The sequence below is a fragment of the Flavobacterium frigoritolerans genome (genome assembly GCF_025847275.1).
Classification (GTDB): Bacteria; Bacteroidota; Bacteroidia; order Flavobacteriales; family Flavobacteriaceae; genus Flavobacterium; species Flavobacterium frigoritolerans.
Map to the genome: position 1 here is coordinate 191,941 of NZ_JAOZEV010000002.1, position 16,759 is coordinate 208,699.

Genomic DNA, 16,759 nt, shown 5'->3' on the forward strand with positions numbered 1-16,759 from the left:
TGCTTAAGAATTGCTTTGTGTGTTATTGATAGCTCCAAGCACGATTGTTACGTGATTAGAACGTTTTCTTATTCTGTGTGCACGACCTTGTGGAGCTGGACGAAGTCTTTTCAACATCATTCCACCATCTACTCTGATCTCCTTAACAAATAATCCAGCTTCTTCTAAATTACCTTCACTATTTTTTTGCTCCCAGTTGTTGATTGCAGATAATAATAGTTTCTCTAATTTTCTTGAAGCTTCTTTAGAACTAAATCTTAAAATGTTAAGTGCTCTTTCTACCTTCTGACCTCTTACCAAGTCCGCTACTAAGCGCATTTTTCTAGGTGAAGTAGGGCAGTTATTCAATTTTGCGAAAGCAATAGACTTATTAGCCTCTTTTCTCGCATCTGCTGTTTCTCTTTTACGAACTCCCATTGCTTCTTATTTTTTACCTTTATTTTTTGCTCCAGCATGACCTCTAAAAGATCTAGTTGGTGAAAATTCTCCTAATTTGTGACCTACCATGTTTTCTGTTACGTAAACTGGTACAAATTGACGACCGTTATGAACTGCGATAGTTTGTCCAACGAAATCCGGAGTAATCATTGAAGCTCTAGACCAAGTCTTTACAACTGCATTTTTACCACTTTCTACGTTTTCTTGAACTTTCTTGTCTAACTTATAATGAACGAAAGGTCCTTTTTTTAATGAACGTGCCATATCTTAATTATTTCTTTCTACGTTCTACGATATACTTGTTACTCGGGTTTTTCTTAGAACGAGTTCTATAACCTTTAGCTGGTATTCCATTTCTTGAACGTGGATGTCCACCAGAAGAACGTCCTTCTCCACCACCCATTGGGTGATCAACAGGGTTCATTGCAACAGGTCTTGTTCTAGGTCTTCTTCCTAACCATCTTGTTCTACCTGCTTTACCAGATACAACTAATTGGTGGTCTGAATTAGATACTGCTCCAATTGTAGCTGCACAAGTCAACAAAATTAATCTTGTTTCACCTGATGGCATTTTAATTGTAGCATATTTTCCATCTCTTGCCATCAATTGAGCAAATGTTCCAGCTGAACGAGCGATTACAGCTCCTTGACCTGGTCTCAATTCGATACAAGAAATAACAGTTCCTAAAGGAATTCTGCTTAAAGGCAATGTATTACCGATTTCTGGTTGAGATTCTGGTCCAGAAACTAATTTCTGTCCTACTTTCAATCCGTTTTGAGCGATAATATAAGTTTTCTCTCCATCAGCATAAGCTAATAAAGCGATAAATGCAGTACGATTTGGATCATATTCGATTGATTTCACTGTAGCTGGAATTCCTTCTTTTGTACGTTTGAAATCAATAATACGATATCTCTGCTTGTGACCACCACCCGTATAACGCATGGTCATCTTTCCTTGACTATTTCTACCTCCAGAGTTTTTTATCGGCGCTATCAAAGAGCGTTCCGGCTTATCAGTTGTAATGGCGTCATAACCATTCACAACTCTAAATCGCTGACCTGGGGTAATAGGTTTTAATTTTCTTACTGACATTTTTCTATCTTAGATATTGTTGTAAAAATCAATTGTTTCTCCTTCTTGTACTTGAACAATTGCTTTTTTGATTGCATTTGTCTTTCCGCTGATCAAACCACTTTTTGTGTATTTTGTAGTTCTATCCGGTCTTACATTCATTGTGTTAACACTCAAAATAGTTACTCCATAAGCAGCTTCAACAGCTTTCTTAATCTGAACTTTATTTGCTTTTTTGTCAACAACAAAACCGAAGCGATTCAAAACTTCACTTTCCTTGGTTACTTTTTCAGTTACTATAGGTCTAATTATGATACTCATATTCCTATTATTTGCTTAAATTTTCTTCAATTACCTCTAAAGAACTCTCTAAAAGCACTAAATTATTAGCGTTCAGAATAGCATAAGTGCTTAATTCATAGCTACTTACAACATTAGAAGCCTTTAAATTGCGTGACGACAAATATACATTTTTATTTGACTCTCCCAACACAAATAGAGATTTTTTATTTTCTAACCCTAAAGCTTTCAAAACGTTAATGAAATTTTTAGTGTTTGGCGTTTCAAAATTAAAGTCTTCCAAAACAACAATACTTGCTTCTTTTGCTTTAATCGAGAACGCTGATTTTCTTGCCAATCTCTTTAAGTTTTTATTCAATTTAAATGAATAACTTCTTGGTCTTGGTCCGAAAACTGTTCCACCACCTTTAAACAAAGGGTTTTTAATACTACCCGCACGAGCAGTACCAGTTCCTTTTTGTTTTTTAATCTTACGTGTACTTCCCGCTACTTCAGCTCTTTCTTTAGCCTTATGAGTACCTTGTCTTTGATTTGCTAAATATTGTTTAACATCAAGATATACAGCGTGATTATTTGGTTCAATTGCGAATACTGAATCAGAAAGTTGAACTTTTCTTCCAGTATCTTTTCCGTTGAAATCTAATACTTTTACTTCCATTACTTCTGAATGATTACATAAGAGTTGTTATGACCAGGAACACATCCTTTGATAACTAGTAGGTTCTTTTCAGCAACCACTTTTAAAACTCTAAGGTTTTGAACTTTTACATTGTCTCCTCCCATTCTTCCAGCCATACGCATTCCTTTGAATACTCTAGATGGATAAGAAGAAGCTCCCACAGAACCTGGCGCTCTTAAACGGTTGTGTTGACCGTGAGTTGCTTGACCAACACCACCAAAACCGTGACGTTTTACAACCCCTTGAAAACCTTTACCTTTAGACACACCTTGTACATCTACAAATTCTCCTTCAGAAAAAATAGAAACATCAATAAGATCTCCTAATTTTTGCTCTGTTGCGAAATCTTGGAATTCAACGACTTTTTTCTTAGCTACAGTTCCAGCTTTCTTAAAGTGACCTAAAGCCGCTTTTGTGGAATGTTTCTCGTTTTTGTCATCGAAACCAAGTTGCAACGCTTCGTACCCGTCAACACCTTTGGTTCTGACTTGGGTAACAACGCATGGACCAGCCTCGATTACTGTACAAGGAATATTTTTCCCGTTTTCATCAAAAATACTAGTCATGCCGATTTTTCTACCAATTAACCCAGACATAAATATTAATTATTAATTATTAAATATAAATATAGAACGCAGCTTTTAACCGAATCCTATTTTTTAAGAGGTGCAAAAGTATAACTTATTTACACACAAACCAAAAAAAATATTTTTCGCCTAAAAACAGCGTCCTTTTTTACTCTTGAACTACTTAAACTTTGATTTCAACTTCTACTCCACTTGGCAATTCAAGTTTCATTAAAGCATCAATAGTTTTAGATGAAGATGAATAAATATCAATTAATCTCTTATATGACATTACTTCAAATTGCTCTCTCGCTTTTTTATTAACGTGCGGAGAACGTAGTACAGTGAAAAGTTTTTTATGTGTTGGCAACGGAATTGGACCTGTTACAACAGCACCGGTACTCTTAACTGTTTTTACAATCTTTTCAGCAGATTTATCTACCAACATGTGATCGTAAGATTTTAGTTTTATTCTGATTTTTTGACTCATTTTCTTAAAGATTAAGCGTTTCCTTTTGCTTTTTTGATAACTGCTTCTGAAATATTAGAAGGTGTTTCAGCGTAGTGTGAAAATTCCATTGTAGATGTTGCTCTACCAGATGAAAGTGTTCTTAATGTTGTTACATAACCAAACATCTCTGACAAAGGCACATCAGCCTTGATAGTTTTAGCACCATTTCTATCACCCATGTCATTAACCTGACCTCTACGACGGTTAATATCACCTACGATATCTCCCATGTTTTCTTCTGGTGTAATAACCTCCATTTTCATGATTGGCTCAAGAATGATTGCTCCAGCAGCTTTAGCCACTTCTCTATACCCCATTCTAGCTGCTAACTCAAAAGAAAGCGCATCTGAATCGACAGGGTGGAAAGATCCGTCAGTTAAAGTTACTTTCAAACTATCTACCTGGTATCCTGCTAAAGGACCAGTTTTCATAGCTTCACGGAAACCTTTTTCTACAGATGGAATATATTCCTTAGGAACATTACCACCTTTTACAGCATTAATAAACTGCAATCCTACAGGAACCTTACCATCAACCTCGTCAGCTGGCCCAAGTGTAAATACGATATCTCCGAATTTACCACGACCTCCTGATTGTTTTTTGTATGTTTCTCTATGTGTAGCTGTTTTTGTAAACGCTTCTTTATATTCAACTTGAGGCTCACCTTGGTTCACTTCAACTTTAAATTCACGTTTCATACGATCTACCAAGATATCCAAATGAAGCTCACCCATACCAGAAATAATAGTCTGCCCTGAAGCCTCATCTGTTCTAACTGTAAACGTTGGATCTTCTTCAGCTAATTTAGCCAAAGCCATACCCATTTTATCTACGTCAGCCTTAGTTTTAGGCTCAATTGCAATACCAATTACCGGTGCAGGAAATTTCATTGACTCAAGAATAATTGGGTGTTTTTCATCACACATTGTATCCCCAGTCTTGATATCTTTAAATCCAACTGCCGCTCCAATATCCCCAGCTTCGATATATTCGATAGGGTTTTGTTTATTAGCATGCATTTGATAGATACGAGAAATTCTTTCTTTGTTTCCTGAACGAGTGTTCAAAATATATGATCCCGCATCCAAACGACCTGAATAAGCACGGAAAAAAGCTAAACGCCCCACGAATGGATCTGTAGCAATCTTAAACGCTAAAGCAGCGAATGGCTCTTTCACATCTGGACGACGAAGGATTTTTGTTTGATCTTCTTCTAATAAATCAACATCATCAGGATGAATCCCTTCAATACCTTCTTTATCCATTGGAGATGGCAAGTACTTACATACAGCATCTAACATAAACTGAACTCCTTTATTTTTAAAAGAAGAACCAGCAAGCATAGGAATGATTGCCATATCTATAGTAGCCGCTCTTAAAGCCTTGTTTATTTCGTCTTCTGTAATAGAATCCTCATCTTCCATGAATTTCTCCAACAAGTTCTCATCATAATCAGCAACTGCTTCGATAAGTATAGATCTAAATTCTTTTACTTCCGCAAGCATATCCTCAGGGATAGGCACAATATCAAAAGTAGCCCCTAATGTTTCATCATGCCATACAATAGCTTGATTCTTCACTAAATCAACTACACCTTTGAAATCATTCTCTTCACCAATTGGCAAAGTGATTGCAACTGCATTAGATTTCAACATATCTCTAACTTGCTGACATACATTCAAAAAGTTAGAACCTTGTCTATCCATTTTATTAACAAATCCCATACGAGGAACTCTATACTGATCAGCAAGTCTCCAGTTAGTTTCTGACTGAGGCTCTACACCATCAACAGCACTAAACAAGAAAACCAACCCATCAAGCACACGTAATGAACGATTTACCTCTACAGTAAAATCAACGTGTCCCGGAGTATCAATAATATTAAAATGATATGGTTTTGATTCTGGTAAAGCTTTACCTTGCTCCGTTGGAAAACTCCACTCACAAGTTGTAGCCGCTGAAGTAATTGTAATACCTCTTTCTGCTTCCTGCTCCATCCAGTCCATTGTAGAAGCACCATTATGCACTTCTCCAATTTTATGTGTTTTCCCTGTATAAAAAAGAATACGCTCAGTTGTAGTTGTTTTACCAGCATCAATATGAGCAGCAATCCCAATATTTCTTGTATATTTTAAATCTCTAGCCATTTCTTATGAATTAAAATCTAAAGTGAGAGAATGCTTTATTAGCTTCAGCCATCTTATGAGTATCCATTCTCTTTTTAACAGCCGCTCCTTCTTCTTTAGCCGCAGCTAAACACTCTGAAGCTAACCTTTGAGCCATAGATTTTTCATTTCTTCTTCTAGAATAAAGTATTAACCACTTCATTGCCATAGAAATCTTACGATCTGGTCTGATTTGCATTGGAATTTGGAATGTAGCTCCACCAACTCTACGACTACGTACTTCTACGTGAGGCATAACATTAGTTAAAGCATCTTTCCAGATTTCTAATGATGATTTTTCTGAATCTTGCTTTTTAGATTCAATGATGTCAATTGCATCATAAAATACTTTAAAAGCTGTAGATTTCTTACCGTCCCACATTAAGTTGTTCACAAAACGCGTTACCAATTGGTCATTAAACCTCGGATCTGGTAAAAGTGGTCTTTTCTTTGCCGCTCTTTTTCTCATGTCTTTTTTTTAAAAGTTTAAATTACTTTTTTGCTTCTTTTGGGCGTTTAGCACCGTACTTAGATCTTCTTTGCGTTCTTCCTGCAACTCCTGACGTGTCAAGCGCTCCACGAACGATATGATATCTAACACCTGGTAAATCTTTTACCCTTCCGCCTCTAACTAATACTATCGAGTGCTCTTGTAAATTGTGTCCTTCTCCAGGGATGTAAGCATTTACTTCGTTACCATTTGTCAAACGTACACGCGCTACTTTACGCATTGCAGAGTTTGGTTTTTTTGGTGTAGTAGTGTAAACACGCGTACAAACCCCTCTTCTTTGAGGACAAGAATCTAAAGCAACCGATTTACTCTTCTTAGTCATCTGAGTTCTTCCTGTTCTTACTAATTGTTGAATTGTTGGCATAATTAATACTAAAAATTTATTATGTATATTAAATTCCCGCTTTTTACGGGGTTGCAAATGTATAAAATATTTTTCACTATACAAACGTTAATGCATTAATTTTCAATAAGATTATTTAACCTTATGTTTTCTACCTCAGCCCTCTGAAAGTTTAAAATAAAAAATAACCAAAAATCCTATGCTTCAGATTTCACGAAACAAACAACACTTAACAAAACTCTTCAAGCAAAACAAAAACATCAAAAAAGACAGAATTATTTTCAATTATAACAAAACTCTACAAATCTCAAATTTCACAAAAACAACATTTACAAGAAAGGAATTCAAATAATTTTATTTCAGATTAAGCAAAAGTTTCAAATAGCTTCATTATTTTTATCTTAAAGATTGGATATTTGCATTACATTTAACAAACACTTTTTAAGACTTGAAAACACTCCTGTATCTTTTTTTAACAATCATCATAAGCTCGCAATGTCATGCACAACATTTTGAATTAAAGATAACTGGAGAAAACAATCCGGAAGACAAAACCATAGACTCCATACCCTATTTAAAAAAACACAAAACAACAAAATCCATCAATGATGAGATACAGTCATTCTCAGACAAACTATCTGCAAGAGGCTACATTGACAACAGAATAACTTCTAATACCCGCACAAACGACAGCCTATTTACAATTAAATTCAACTTAAAAGAAAAAACAAACTCCATACATATATATATAAGTAATAAAAATCTAATTCTCAAAACCATATTTCCAAACCTAAAAAATGATACACTAATAACTCCGTTCGAAGAAATAGAATCCCTCTTGAACAAAAAACTAAATCAGCTTGAAAATCTAGGGTACGCTTTTACAAAATTAAAACTCACAAACATTCATCGAAAAAAAAACACCCTTTATGCAGATTTAGACTTTAAAAGCGAAAAGAAGAGAGAAATAAATTCAATTATACTGAACTACACACAAAGTAATCAATCAAGCATTTTCCCTAAAGGACACTTAAAACAAATTGAAAAAAAATATACTGGAAAAACATTCAACCAAGAAACAGCAACAGAAATCTACAATGATTTTGAAAAATTCTCATTCATAAAACAAAGTAAATTTCCTGAAATACTTTTCACAAAAGACTCAACAAAAATATACATCTACCTCGAAAAAAGAAAAGCCAACACTTTCGATGGCTACATCGGATTCTCAAATGACGATAGTAAAAAAATAACTCTAAATGGATATCTTGATATCAACCTAGAAAACACTCTTCATAGCGGAGAGGAGTTCTCTTTATATTGGAAAAGCGACGGAAACAAACAAACCACATTCAGAACAAAACTAGAAATCCCTTATCTATTTAAAACCTCTACAAGCCTAAGAGCTGAGTTAGAAATTTTCAAACAAGACAGTATTTTTCAAAACACAAAAACCGCAATAGCTTTAGGCTATTACATAAAATACAATTCTCATTTATACCTAGGATACCAATCTACCGAATCAAGCGACATACAAAACACGAATAGCAAATCAATTCAAGATTACAAAAACCACTTTACAACAGCTACCTTTGAATATAAAAAAATAACACCTGAAAACTTCACATCTCCAAACAAAACGAATATAATCATCACTGCCGGCCTCGGAAAAAGAACAAATACAAACAGTATAACTGACGAATCTAACGAAAACAAGCAATACTATACCAACATCGACTTGTCCAATATTTTTTACCTGAACACCAAAAATAGCCTATACATAAGAAGTAAAAACTACTATTTATTAAGTGATTCTTACTTAACAAATGAATTATATCGATTTGGTGGTATAAACTCCATACGTGGATTTGCAGAAAACATCCTTCAAGGGAATAGTGCGAATTTACTTATAACCGAATACAGGTATCTCGCCTCTTCAAACCTTTACCTACACACCATACTTGATTACGGCATATATCAAGACAAAACCTCTATAGGAAACAATAAAAAAACAAACAACTTAATAAGTGTTGGCCTAGGACTAGGAGCACTAACAAGAAACGGACTGTTAAAAATAATTCTCGCAAATGGAAGTACAACAGAAGATAAAATAAAATTCTACAATAGCATCCTTAACATATCCTATAATGTTAAATTTTAATATTAAAGTTAAAAAATTACAAAAATAACTTAATATAAAATAAAAAAAATAGCCAATAAAGCATAATTATAAACAGTAATACAACACTTTAGTTGAAATATGTTAAAACGTTAAATTTTTAACTAAGTAAAAAAATCGTTAACATAATATTAGGATAAATAATAAATTATTATGAATATTGTATCACTAATTCAAAATAATTAAAAATGAAACTAAAGTTCAATGGATTCTTAGTAGTACTATTACTACTTTTAGCGCAACTAACCTTCGCGCAAGAAAGAGTTGTTTCGGGAATTGTTTCTGACAATGAAGGAATGCCCTTACCAGGTGTGAGTGTATTAGTCAAAGGCACGAAAAGCGGAACACAAACTGATTTCGATGGTAAATATACCATCAAAGCATCCCCAACCCAAGTCTTGGTATTTAGCTATATCGGTATGAAAACCCAAGAAATAACAGCGAGTTCAGCTGTGATAAATGCTAAACTAGCTGGAGACGCACTAGAACTTGAAGGTGTTGTGGTAACAACAGCCCTAGGAATAAAGAGAGAGAAAAAATCTCTAGGTTATGCTACACAAGAAGTTAGCGGAGAGGACTTAACAAAAGTTAACACTGGAAACGTTTCAAACTCAATTGCTGGTAAAGTAGCTGGTATCGAAATTAAAAGAAGTGGTAACATTGGAGGATCAACAAATGTTGTTATTCGTGGTTCTAAATCAATCACTGGGAACAACCAAGCCCTTTGGGTAGTTGACGGAATTCCATTAAACAATGACAATTCAAACACAAAAGATCAAAAAGCAGGTCGTTCAGGTTATGATTATGGAAATGCTGCATCAGACATTAACCCCGATGACATCGAAACAATCAACGTGCTAAAAGGAGCCGCGGCATCAGCTTTATATGGTTCAAGAGCTGGTAACGGTGTAATCATTGTAACTACTAAAAAAGGAAGAAAAGGAAAAGGTCTAGGAATTTCTTTTAGCTCAGGAATCACAACTGGTACTGCTGACAAGAAAACACTTCCTGAATATCAAAAACAATATGGAGGAGGAGATAGCTCTATATTCAGTTCAAATGTAGATTTAGGTCAAGGATCATTCCCAACTATAGTATCAGAAGATGCCTCTTGGGGACCTGCGTTCAATTCAAACCAAAGAGTATACAATTGGAATTCATATTATCCAGAATTAACAGACACCTACGGAAAGACATCAACTTGGCAAGCGGCAAAAAATGATCCAAACTCATTTTATAATCACTCTACTACTTATACAAACAACATAGCAATAAGTAACGGAAATGAAAACGGAACTTTTAGATTTGGTTACACTAAATTTGACCAAACAGGAATCCTACCTAATAGCAACCTAAAGAAAGATAATTTCAATTTTTCTGGCAGCTACAAATTAACTAGCAAAACGGAAATTGCTGCAACTGCAAATTACATCACTTCTCAGGGTACCGGATTGAATGATACTGGATATACAGATAATATTATTGGTGGCTTCAGACAATGGTGGCATACTGATGTAGACATTAAAGAACAACAACGCGCTTATCAATCAACAGGCAAAAACATCACCTGGAATCCAAGATCTCCTACAGATACAAATCCTTTATATTGGGATAATCCATATTTCGGACGCTATGAAAATTACAATAATTTCGACAGAGACCGTTTCTTTGGTAACTTTACAGTTAATACAGAAATTACAAACTGGCTTTCAGTAACAGGAAGAGGTGCAATGGATACTTATGCCGAAACTCAAGAAGAAAGAATTGCTGTAGGATCATCATCTAATAACCATACTTCTAGATACAGTAGATTCGACAAAAGATTCCGAGAAATCAATCTTGACTTAATACTTAATTTCAAAACTAAAATTGGAGAAGATATCAACTTTAGAGGACTACTTGGGGGATCTAGCAGAAGATCTAGACTTAGCACTGTTCTTGCATCAACAAACGGCGGATTATTAATCCCAAAAATGTATGCACTTTCAAATTCTGTTAGCGCTATTGAAACCCCAACAGAAATACTAGAGGAAGTAGGTGTAAACAGTGTTTATGCTAGTGCCTCTTTTGACTACAAAGACACATTTTTTATTGAAGGAACATTTAGAATTGATGAATCATCAACTTTACCATCGGCATCAGCTAAATATAACTACCCTTCAATTACTGGTACTTATATCTTTAGTAAACATTTGAATGTACCTTGGCTTGACTTTGGTAAGCTTAGACTTAACTATGCTCAAACTGGAAATGATGCTGCACCACACGTAATCATCCCAGTTTACACTAAAGACACTAACTTTGGTCGCAATCCATTATTTTCAAATGAAAACATTCGTAAAAATCCAAACTTAAAATCCGAAAGAATTTACGGACAAGAAGCTGGTATCGAATTACAATTATTTAAACGAAGAATTGGTCTTGAGGCTTCTGTATACAAAAGCACAACTAAGGATTTGATTATGGATATTACTACTGGCGCTGAGACTGGTTACACAGGAACAACAACTAATGCCGGAGAGTTAACTAACAAAGGTGTCGAATTAACACTTACTTTAGTTCCTATAAAAACACAAAATTTCTCTTGGACATCAAAAATAAACTGGAACCAAAACAAGAGCGAAGTCGTATCTTTAGCTGATGGTCTTCCTCAAGTCGTTATCGGCACATTCAACCAAGGAACAAGCTTAAATGCAGTCCCTGGTCAACCACTAGGAGTAATCAAAGGTTCAGGATATAAATACCTAAACGGAGAAAGAGTAGTATTACCAAATGGTAACTACGAAAAAGTTAGTAATTCTGTTATCGGAAACATAGCTCCAGATTGGACAGGTGGTCTCAACAACATTTTTAATTACAAAAACTTAACTTTAAGCTTTTTAATTGACTTTAAAAAAGGTGGAGATGTATTTTCTTTAGATCAAGCTTACGGACAAGCTAGTGGACTTTACCAAAATACAGTTGGAACAAATGAATTAGGCAACCCTATTCGTAACCAACTTACTGACCCAAAGCCAGGAGGAGTAATCTTACCAGGTGTCCAAGCAGATGGAAGCCCTAACACGGTGAGAGCGGCAGTTACAACTGATACTGGAGAATCCAACTTAGGTTATAAATCTTTCCCAAATCAATCATTTGTTTATGATGCTTCTTATGTAAAACTAAGAGAAGTTACAATAGCATACCAATTACCAGCAAGATTATTAGAAGGTACATTTATGAATAATGTTACTTTTGCAGCAAATGGTAGTAACTTATGGATTATCCACAAAAACTTACCATACGCAGATCCTGAAGCTGGTTTCAGCTCTGGAAACTTCCAAGGATTCCAAACAGGGGTTATGCCTTCAGTTAGAGAAATTAGCTTTAATGTAAAAGTTCAATTCTAAAAATTAAAAAAAATGAAAAAATTAAAACACCCTATACTTTTCGCATTTTTAGCATTATGTTTCAATTCTTGCGACAATGTTGAAAGTTTAAATGAGGACACCAAAGCATACGTAACACCTATACCGGAAGCACTAATGTCTTCAGCACAGGAACAGTATGCAATCTTTCTAAACAATGCTTCTTCAAACAGAAATAATTTTAGATTATACGCACAACAATGGACCGCAATTGCTTATCCCGATGAATCTAGATACGAAATGGCTGCACGATCATTAGGAAACGCAAACTGGGTTTTACTGTACAGAGACGTATTAAAAGACTTAGTCGATTCTAAGAATCGAATTTCAGCTACATCTGCAGCAGGTACTGAAGCTATTGCCATAAAGCAAAATAAGATTGCAATTATCGAAATTCAAATCGTACAAGTATATCAAACCCTGGTAGATCTTTACGGTAACGTACCATACTTTGAAGCATTAGACCCTAGCAATTTTATGCCAAAATATGATGATGGACTCACAATTTATAAAGATTTAGGGACTCGCATAACTAAAGCCATAAGCCAATTAGACACATCTAATAAAAGTTTTGGCACTGCTGATTTAATTTTCAATGGAGACGTAGAAAGCTGGAAAAAATACGGAAATTCTATACAAATTAGATTAGGTATGCAATTATCTGACGTGGATCCAGCTACTGCTAAAACATTAGTTGAAACAGCTTATAGTTCTGGAGCGATGACTAGTAATGCAGATAATGCAATTTTCAGATATACATCAGCTAAACCTCACTTCAATCCTAACTTTGAGGATTTCAATAGTAGAGCAGATTTTGCTATATCAAGTTTATTCGTAGATGCATTAACAACTCTTAACGACCCAAGAAGAGACTTCTATTTTAATCCAGCAACTAAAAAAGGAGGAGTATATGTCGGTGCTCCTTATGGCTTTAAAGCTGATATTGCAACAGTATCTTTATTCAATCCTCTTTTAAAAGAAGTCGACTACATCGGAGATCTTTTTGACTATGCTGAAACATCTTTCTTATTAGCAGATGCAGCAAATAGAGGTTGGGCAGTTGGAAGCTCTGCAAGCACACACTATACAAATGGTATTACTGCAAGTATGGATTTTTGGGGTGTAGCAAGTTCAGATATTAGCACTTATCTTGCACAACCTAACGTTGCTTTTCCAACTGCAATAGGAAGCAATCCTAAAGAAAGAATTGCATATCAGATGTGGATTGCATACTACAACAGAGGTTTTGAAAGTTGGACTGCATACAGAAGACTTGACTTTCCAAAACTTGTAGCACCGTCTACAGCTGTACCAGAAGCAGAAGGTAAAGTACCTGTAAGAATGATATATTCTCACTTAGCTCCTTCTACAAATGGCGCAAATTACGCTGCAGCTTCAGCTGCTATTGGTGGTGATAAAATGACAACTAAACTTTTCTGGGATAAATTCTAATTTTTGTCTTATTTAATTATATCTAAAACCACTCTGTTCATTCAGAGTGGTTTTTTTTATATAAACATTATATATATATTTGCAACATGGAAAAAGAACATCAAATATTCGGAATAAGAGCAATCATAGAGGCAATTCAATCTGGCAAAGAAGTAGATAAAGTCTTTATACAAAAGGAGATTTCAGGTGAATTAATGAAAGATTTGATGAAAGTGATGAAAAGAGCCAACATCAACTTTTCTTATGTTCCAGTTGAAAAACTTAACAGACTTACCCCTAATAATCATCAAGGTGCAGTTGCAACAATATCGCCTATTGGATTTATTGAACTAGAACATCTAGTAGACTCAACTGTTGCATCTGGAACAACTCCCCTATTTTTAATATTGGATCAAATATCTGATGCAAGAAACTTTGGTGCAATTATTAGAACAGCTGAATGTACAGGTGTAAATGGAATTATTGTTCAGAAATCTGGCTCTGCCCCAGTAAACGGAGATACTGTTAAAACATCTGCTGGAGCAGTATTTAATGTTCCAATCTGCAAAGTAGAACACATAAAAGATGCTATCTTTTACTTACAAGGTTCAGGTATAAAAACTGTCGCTGCAACAGAAAAAACAGATCAAAATATTTATGACATTTCTCTAAACGAACCAGTTGCAATCATCATGGGTTCAGAAGATAGAGGTATTAATCCGTCAGTGTTAAAAATTGTAGACGAAAAAGCAAAGCTTCCAATGTTTGGTACAATTGGCTCATTAAATGTATCTGTAGCTTGTGGTGCTTTTTTATACGAAGCAGTTCGCCAACGAAATTAGAATAACAATACTTAATACATAAAAAATGAATTAAAGCTCCGGTTTTGATTCATTTTTTGTTTTTATAGAACTTTCATTTGCTACAAAATCATAAACGACGTTTGTATTAGAAGTAAAAAAAGACTCGCTTTCTAGAATAATTTCTTCTGGTTCTGGTAAATTAACAAAATTCCCATTTTTATCAAAACGTTTCATAAAAGCGTCTTCTTCAGGATTAAAATCAGGATGTTGCCAATCGTATAAAATTGGCTTCTGATATTCGGGTGTCTTGTATTTGAGTGACATCAAAAAACCCGTTATTAATCCCGCCAAATGACCTTCCCAAGAGATTGAAGTATCTACTTCTGGAAAGATATACCAAATCATTCCGCCATAAAGCAAAACAACCGATAAAGACAAAGCTACCAATCGGTAATATTGAGTTTGAATTCCTTTAAAAAAAATAAAGCTTACCAGAACATAAATCAACCCACTCGCCCCTATATGATAATTAGGCCTTGCAATAATCCAAGTTATTAATCCTGAAAACAATATTCCATAAATAATTACAGGAACAGTCTGCTTTGGATAGAAGAACTGAAGAGCAGCAAGCAAAACCAATAATGGTATTGAGTTATTATACAAATGACTTATATCCCCGTGAATAAAAGGGCTAAAGATTATACCTTGTAAACCCGAAAATGTTCTCGGGTAAATACCATTTTCATAAAAATCGAAATCATAACGAATCTGTAGCCAATAAACAATCCATAAAAACAATACAGAGAATAATGGCAATACGATAACCGAATTGGTGAATTTAAAATGATTTTCCACTATTGTTTATAATTATGATTGATGACTAAATCAATGTCAAAAATTTGTCCAAAATAAATATAATGCTATTTTGTCAGATATAAACACAACAACAAGGCCCTATTTTTAACCTATCCCAATAGATCTCAAACTGGCAAACCAAATTGCTCCTAAAAAAAGTTAAATGAGGTAACAAATCAAAATGGAAAATAGTAATTTTACAAAATGGAAGCACCATTAGCAGAACGCATAAGACCTCAGAAACTAGAAGACTACATTAGCCAGAGTCACTTGGTTGGACCAAATGGTTCATTAACACAACAAATCACAAAAGGAATCATTCCATCATTATTACTCTGGGGTCCACCTGGAACAGGAAAGACAACTTTAGCGCAGATCATTGCACAAGAGTCTAAGCGTCCTTTTTACATTTTGAGTGCTATTAATTCTGGTGTAAAAGACATTCGTGATGTTATAGAAAAAGCGAAGCAAAGTGGCGGTTTATTTACAGCCAAAAACCCGATCCTATTTATTGATGAAATTCATCGTTTTAGCAAATCACAACAGGATTCACTTTTGGCTGCTGTCGAAAAAGGATGGATTACTCTCATTGGAGCAACAACCGAAAACCCGAGTTTTGAGGTAATCCCAGCATTATTATCTAGGTGTCAAGTTTATATCTTAAATGCTTTTACAAAAAACGATTTAGAATTATTATTACATCGTGCCATGAAAACCGATGTTATCCTAGCTTCTAAAAAAATTAATTTAAAAGAGACTGAAGCCCTGTTAAGACTTTCGGGAGGGGATGGAAGAAAACTATTAAACATTTTTGAATTAGTCATAAATGCATCTCCTAACGACGAAATAACCATAACCAATGACCGTGTATTTGAATTAGTACAGCAGAATACTGTCTTGTATGACAAAAGTGGTGAACAACATTATGACATCGTTTCTGCGTTTATAAAATCCATCCGCGGAAGCGACCCTAACGGAGCCGTTTACTGGTTGGCCAGAATGATTGAAGGAGGTGAAGATGTAAAATTCATTGCTAGAAGAATGCTTATCCTATCAAGTGAAGACATAGGAAATGCAAATCCTACAGCATTTATTATGGCTAACAATACTTTCCAAGCAGTTACAACAATTGGTTACCCTGAAAGCAGAATAATATTAAGTCAATGCGCCATTTATCTAGCAACTTCCCCTAAAAGTAATGCTTCTTATATGGCTATAGGCAGTGCACAACAATTAGTAAAACAAACAGGAGATTTGCCTGTTCCGATACATTTACGCAATGCTCCAACAAAATTAATGAAAGAATTGGGCTATGGTGATGACTACAAATATTCGCACGACTATGCAAATAACTTTGCCGAACAGGAGTTTTTGCCCGATGCACTATCTGAAACTGTATTATATAATCCCGGCAACAACTCTAGAGAGAATAGCAACCGGGAATTTTTGAGAAATCGTTGGAAAGATAAATACGGATATTAAATTCGTATAAATGA

Annotated in this window: 16 protein-coding genes; 5 read left to right on the plus strand and 11 right to left on the minus strand. The window is 34.8% G+C overall.

What is annotated here, in order from left to right:
- Positions 1 to 3: 3 nt before the first annotated feature.
- The 10 genes from rplV to rpsL all read right to left on the minus strand — a co-directional run bounded on the left by rplV (position 4) and on the right by rpsL (position 6,609).
- Positions 4 to 417 (minus strand): 50S ribosomal protein L22, encoded by a 414-nt coding sequence (rplV, locus tag OIU80_RS03455; RefSeq protein WP_007803631.1) that lies wholly within the window; start codon positions 415 to 417, stop codon positions 4 to 6.
- A 6-nt stretch (positions 418 to 423) separates the two neighbouring features.
- Positions 424 to 702, minus strand: coding sequence for a 30S ribosomal protein S19 (gene rpsS, locus OIU80_RS03460; protein ID WP_008464288.1), 279 nt, complete (start codon positions 700 to 702; stop codon positions 424 to 426).
- Between the two features lie 7 nt (positions 703 to 709).
- The gene (gene rplB, locus OIU80_RS03465; RefSeq protein ID WP_007136563.1) at positions 710 to 1,534 is read right to left on the minus strand and encodes a 50S ribosomal protein L2; all 825 of its coding nucleotides are present in this window, start codon (positions 1,532 to 1,534) and stop codon (positions 710 to 712) included.
- Positions 1,535 to 1,543: 9 nt separating this feature from the next.
- Positions 1,544 to 1,834, minus strand: a complete 291-nt coding sequence (rplW, locus tag OIU80_RS03470; RefSeq protein WP_039111739.1) for a 50S ribosomal protein L23 — start codon at positions 1,832 to 1,834, stop codon at positions 1,544 to 1,546.
- Positions 1,835 to 1,841: 7 nt separating this feature from the next.
- Positions 1,842 to 2,471, minus strand: a complete 630-nt coding sequence (gene rplD, locus OIU80_RS03475) for a 50S ribosomal protein L4 (RefSeq protein WP_035619641.1) — start codon at positions 2,469 to 2,471, stop codon at positions 1,842 to 1,844.
- A complete protein-coding gene (gene rplC / locus OIU80_RS03480; protein WP_035619642.1) occupies positions 2,471 to 3,088 on the minus strand; it encodes a 50S ribosomal protein L3 in 618 nt (205 codons plus the stop codon). The genes rplD and rplC overlap by 1 nt, the downstream gene beginning before the upstream one ends.
- A 154-nt stretch (positions 3,089 to 3,242) precedes the next feature.
- On the minus strand, positions 3,243 to 3,548 hold the full coding sequence (rpsJ, locus tag OIU80_RS03485) for a 30S ribosomal protein S10 (RefSeq protein ID WP_011963470.1): 306 nt from the start codon (positions 3,546 to 3,548) through the stop codon (positions 3,243 to 3,245).
- Between the two features lie 11 nt (positions 3,549 to 3,559).
- The gene (gene fusA / locus OIU80_RS03490) at positions 3,560 to 5,716 is read right to left on the minus strand and encodes an elongation factor G (protein WP_264285671.1); all 2,157 of its coding nucleotides are present in this window, start codon (positions 5,714 to 5,716) and stop codon (positions 3,560 to 3,562) included.
- Positions 5,717 to 5,726: 10 nt separating this feature from the next.
- On the minus strand, positions 5,727 to 6,203 hold the full coding sequence (gene rpsG / locus OIU80_RS03495) for a 30S ribosomal protein S7 (RefSeq protein WP_007803600.1): 477 nt from the start codon (positions 6,201 to 6,203) through the stop codon (positions 5,727 to 5,729).
- 22 nt (positions 6,204 to 6,225) lie between these two features.
- Positions 6,226 to 6,609, minus strand: a complete 384-nt coding sequence (gene rpsL, locus OIU80_RS03500) for a 30S ribosomal protein S12 (protein ID WP_022828353.1) — start codon at positions 6,607 to 6,609, stop codon at positions 6,226 to 6,228.
- Between the two features lie 427 nt (positions 6,610 to 7,036).
- On the opposite strand from rpsL, the gene OIU80_RS03505 reads away from it, so the two are divergent.
- From OIU80_RS03505 to rlmB, 4 genes are all read left to right on the plus strand, one after another.
- Positions 7,037 to 8,749 carry a BamA/TamA family outer membrane protein gene (locus OIU80_RS03505; RefSeq protein WP_264285672.1) on the plus strand — a complete coding sequence of 571 codons (1,713 nt, stop codon included), beginning with the start codon at positions 7,037 to 7,039 and terminating at the stop codon, positions 8,747 to 8,749.
- Positions 8,750 to 8,955: 206 nt separating this feature from the next.
- Positions 8,956 to 12,156, plus strand: a complete 3,201-nt coding sequence (locus OIU80_RS03510; RefSeq protein ID WP_264285673.1) for a SusC/RagA family TonB-linked outer membrane protein — start codon at positions 8,956 to 8,958, stop codon at positions 12,154 to 12,156.
- Positions 12,157 to 12,168: 12 nt separating this feature from the next.
- Positions 12,169 to 13,626: a SusD/RagB family nutrient-binding outer membrane lipoprotein gene (locus tag OIU80_RS03515; protein ID WP_264285674.1), complete on the plus strand. Its 1,458-nt coding sequence runs from the start codon at positions 12,169 to 12,171 to the stop codon at positions 13,624 to 13,626.
- 86 nt (positions 13,627 to 13,712) lie between these two features.
- Positions 13,713 to 14,447 (plus strand): 23S rRNA (guanosine(2251)-2'-O)-methyltransferase RlmB, encoded by a 735-nt coding sequence (gene rlmB, locus OIU80_RS03520; protein ID WP_264285675.1) that lies wholly within the window; start codon positions 13,713 to 13,715, stop codon positions 14,445 to 14,447.
- Between the two features lie 30 nt (positions 14,448 to 14,477).
- Here the strand turns inward: rlmB and OIU80_RS03525 are convergent, their stop codons facing one another.
- Positions 14,478 to 15,263 (minus strand): rhomboid family intramembrane serine protease, encoded by a 786-nt coding sequence (locus OIU80_RS03525; protein WP_404827351.1) that lies wholly within the window; start codon positions 15,261 to 15,263, stop codon positions 14,478 to 14,480.
- Between the two features lie 204 nt (positions 15,264 to 15,467).
- On the opposite strand from OIU80_RS03525, the gene OIU80_RS03530 reads away from it, so the two are divergent.
- Entirely contained in the window at positions 15,468 to 16,745 is a 1,278-nt protein-coding gene (locus OIU80_RS03530; protein ID WP_264285676.1) for a replication-associated recombination protein A, read from the plus strand.
- Positions 16,746 to 16,759: the final 14 nt, after the last annotated feature.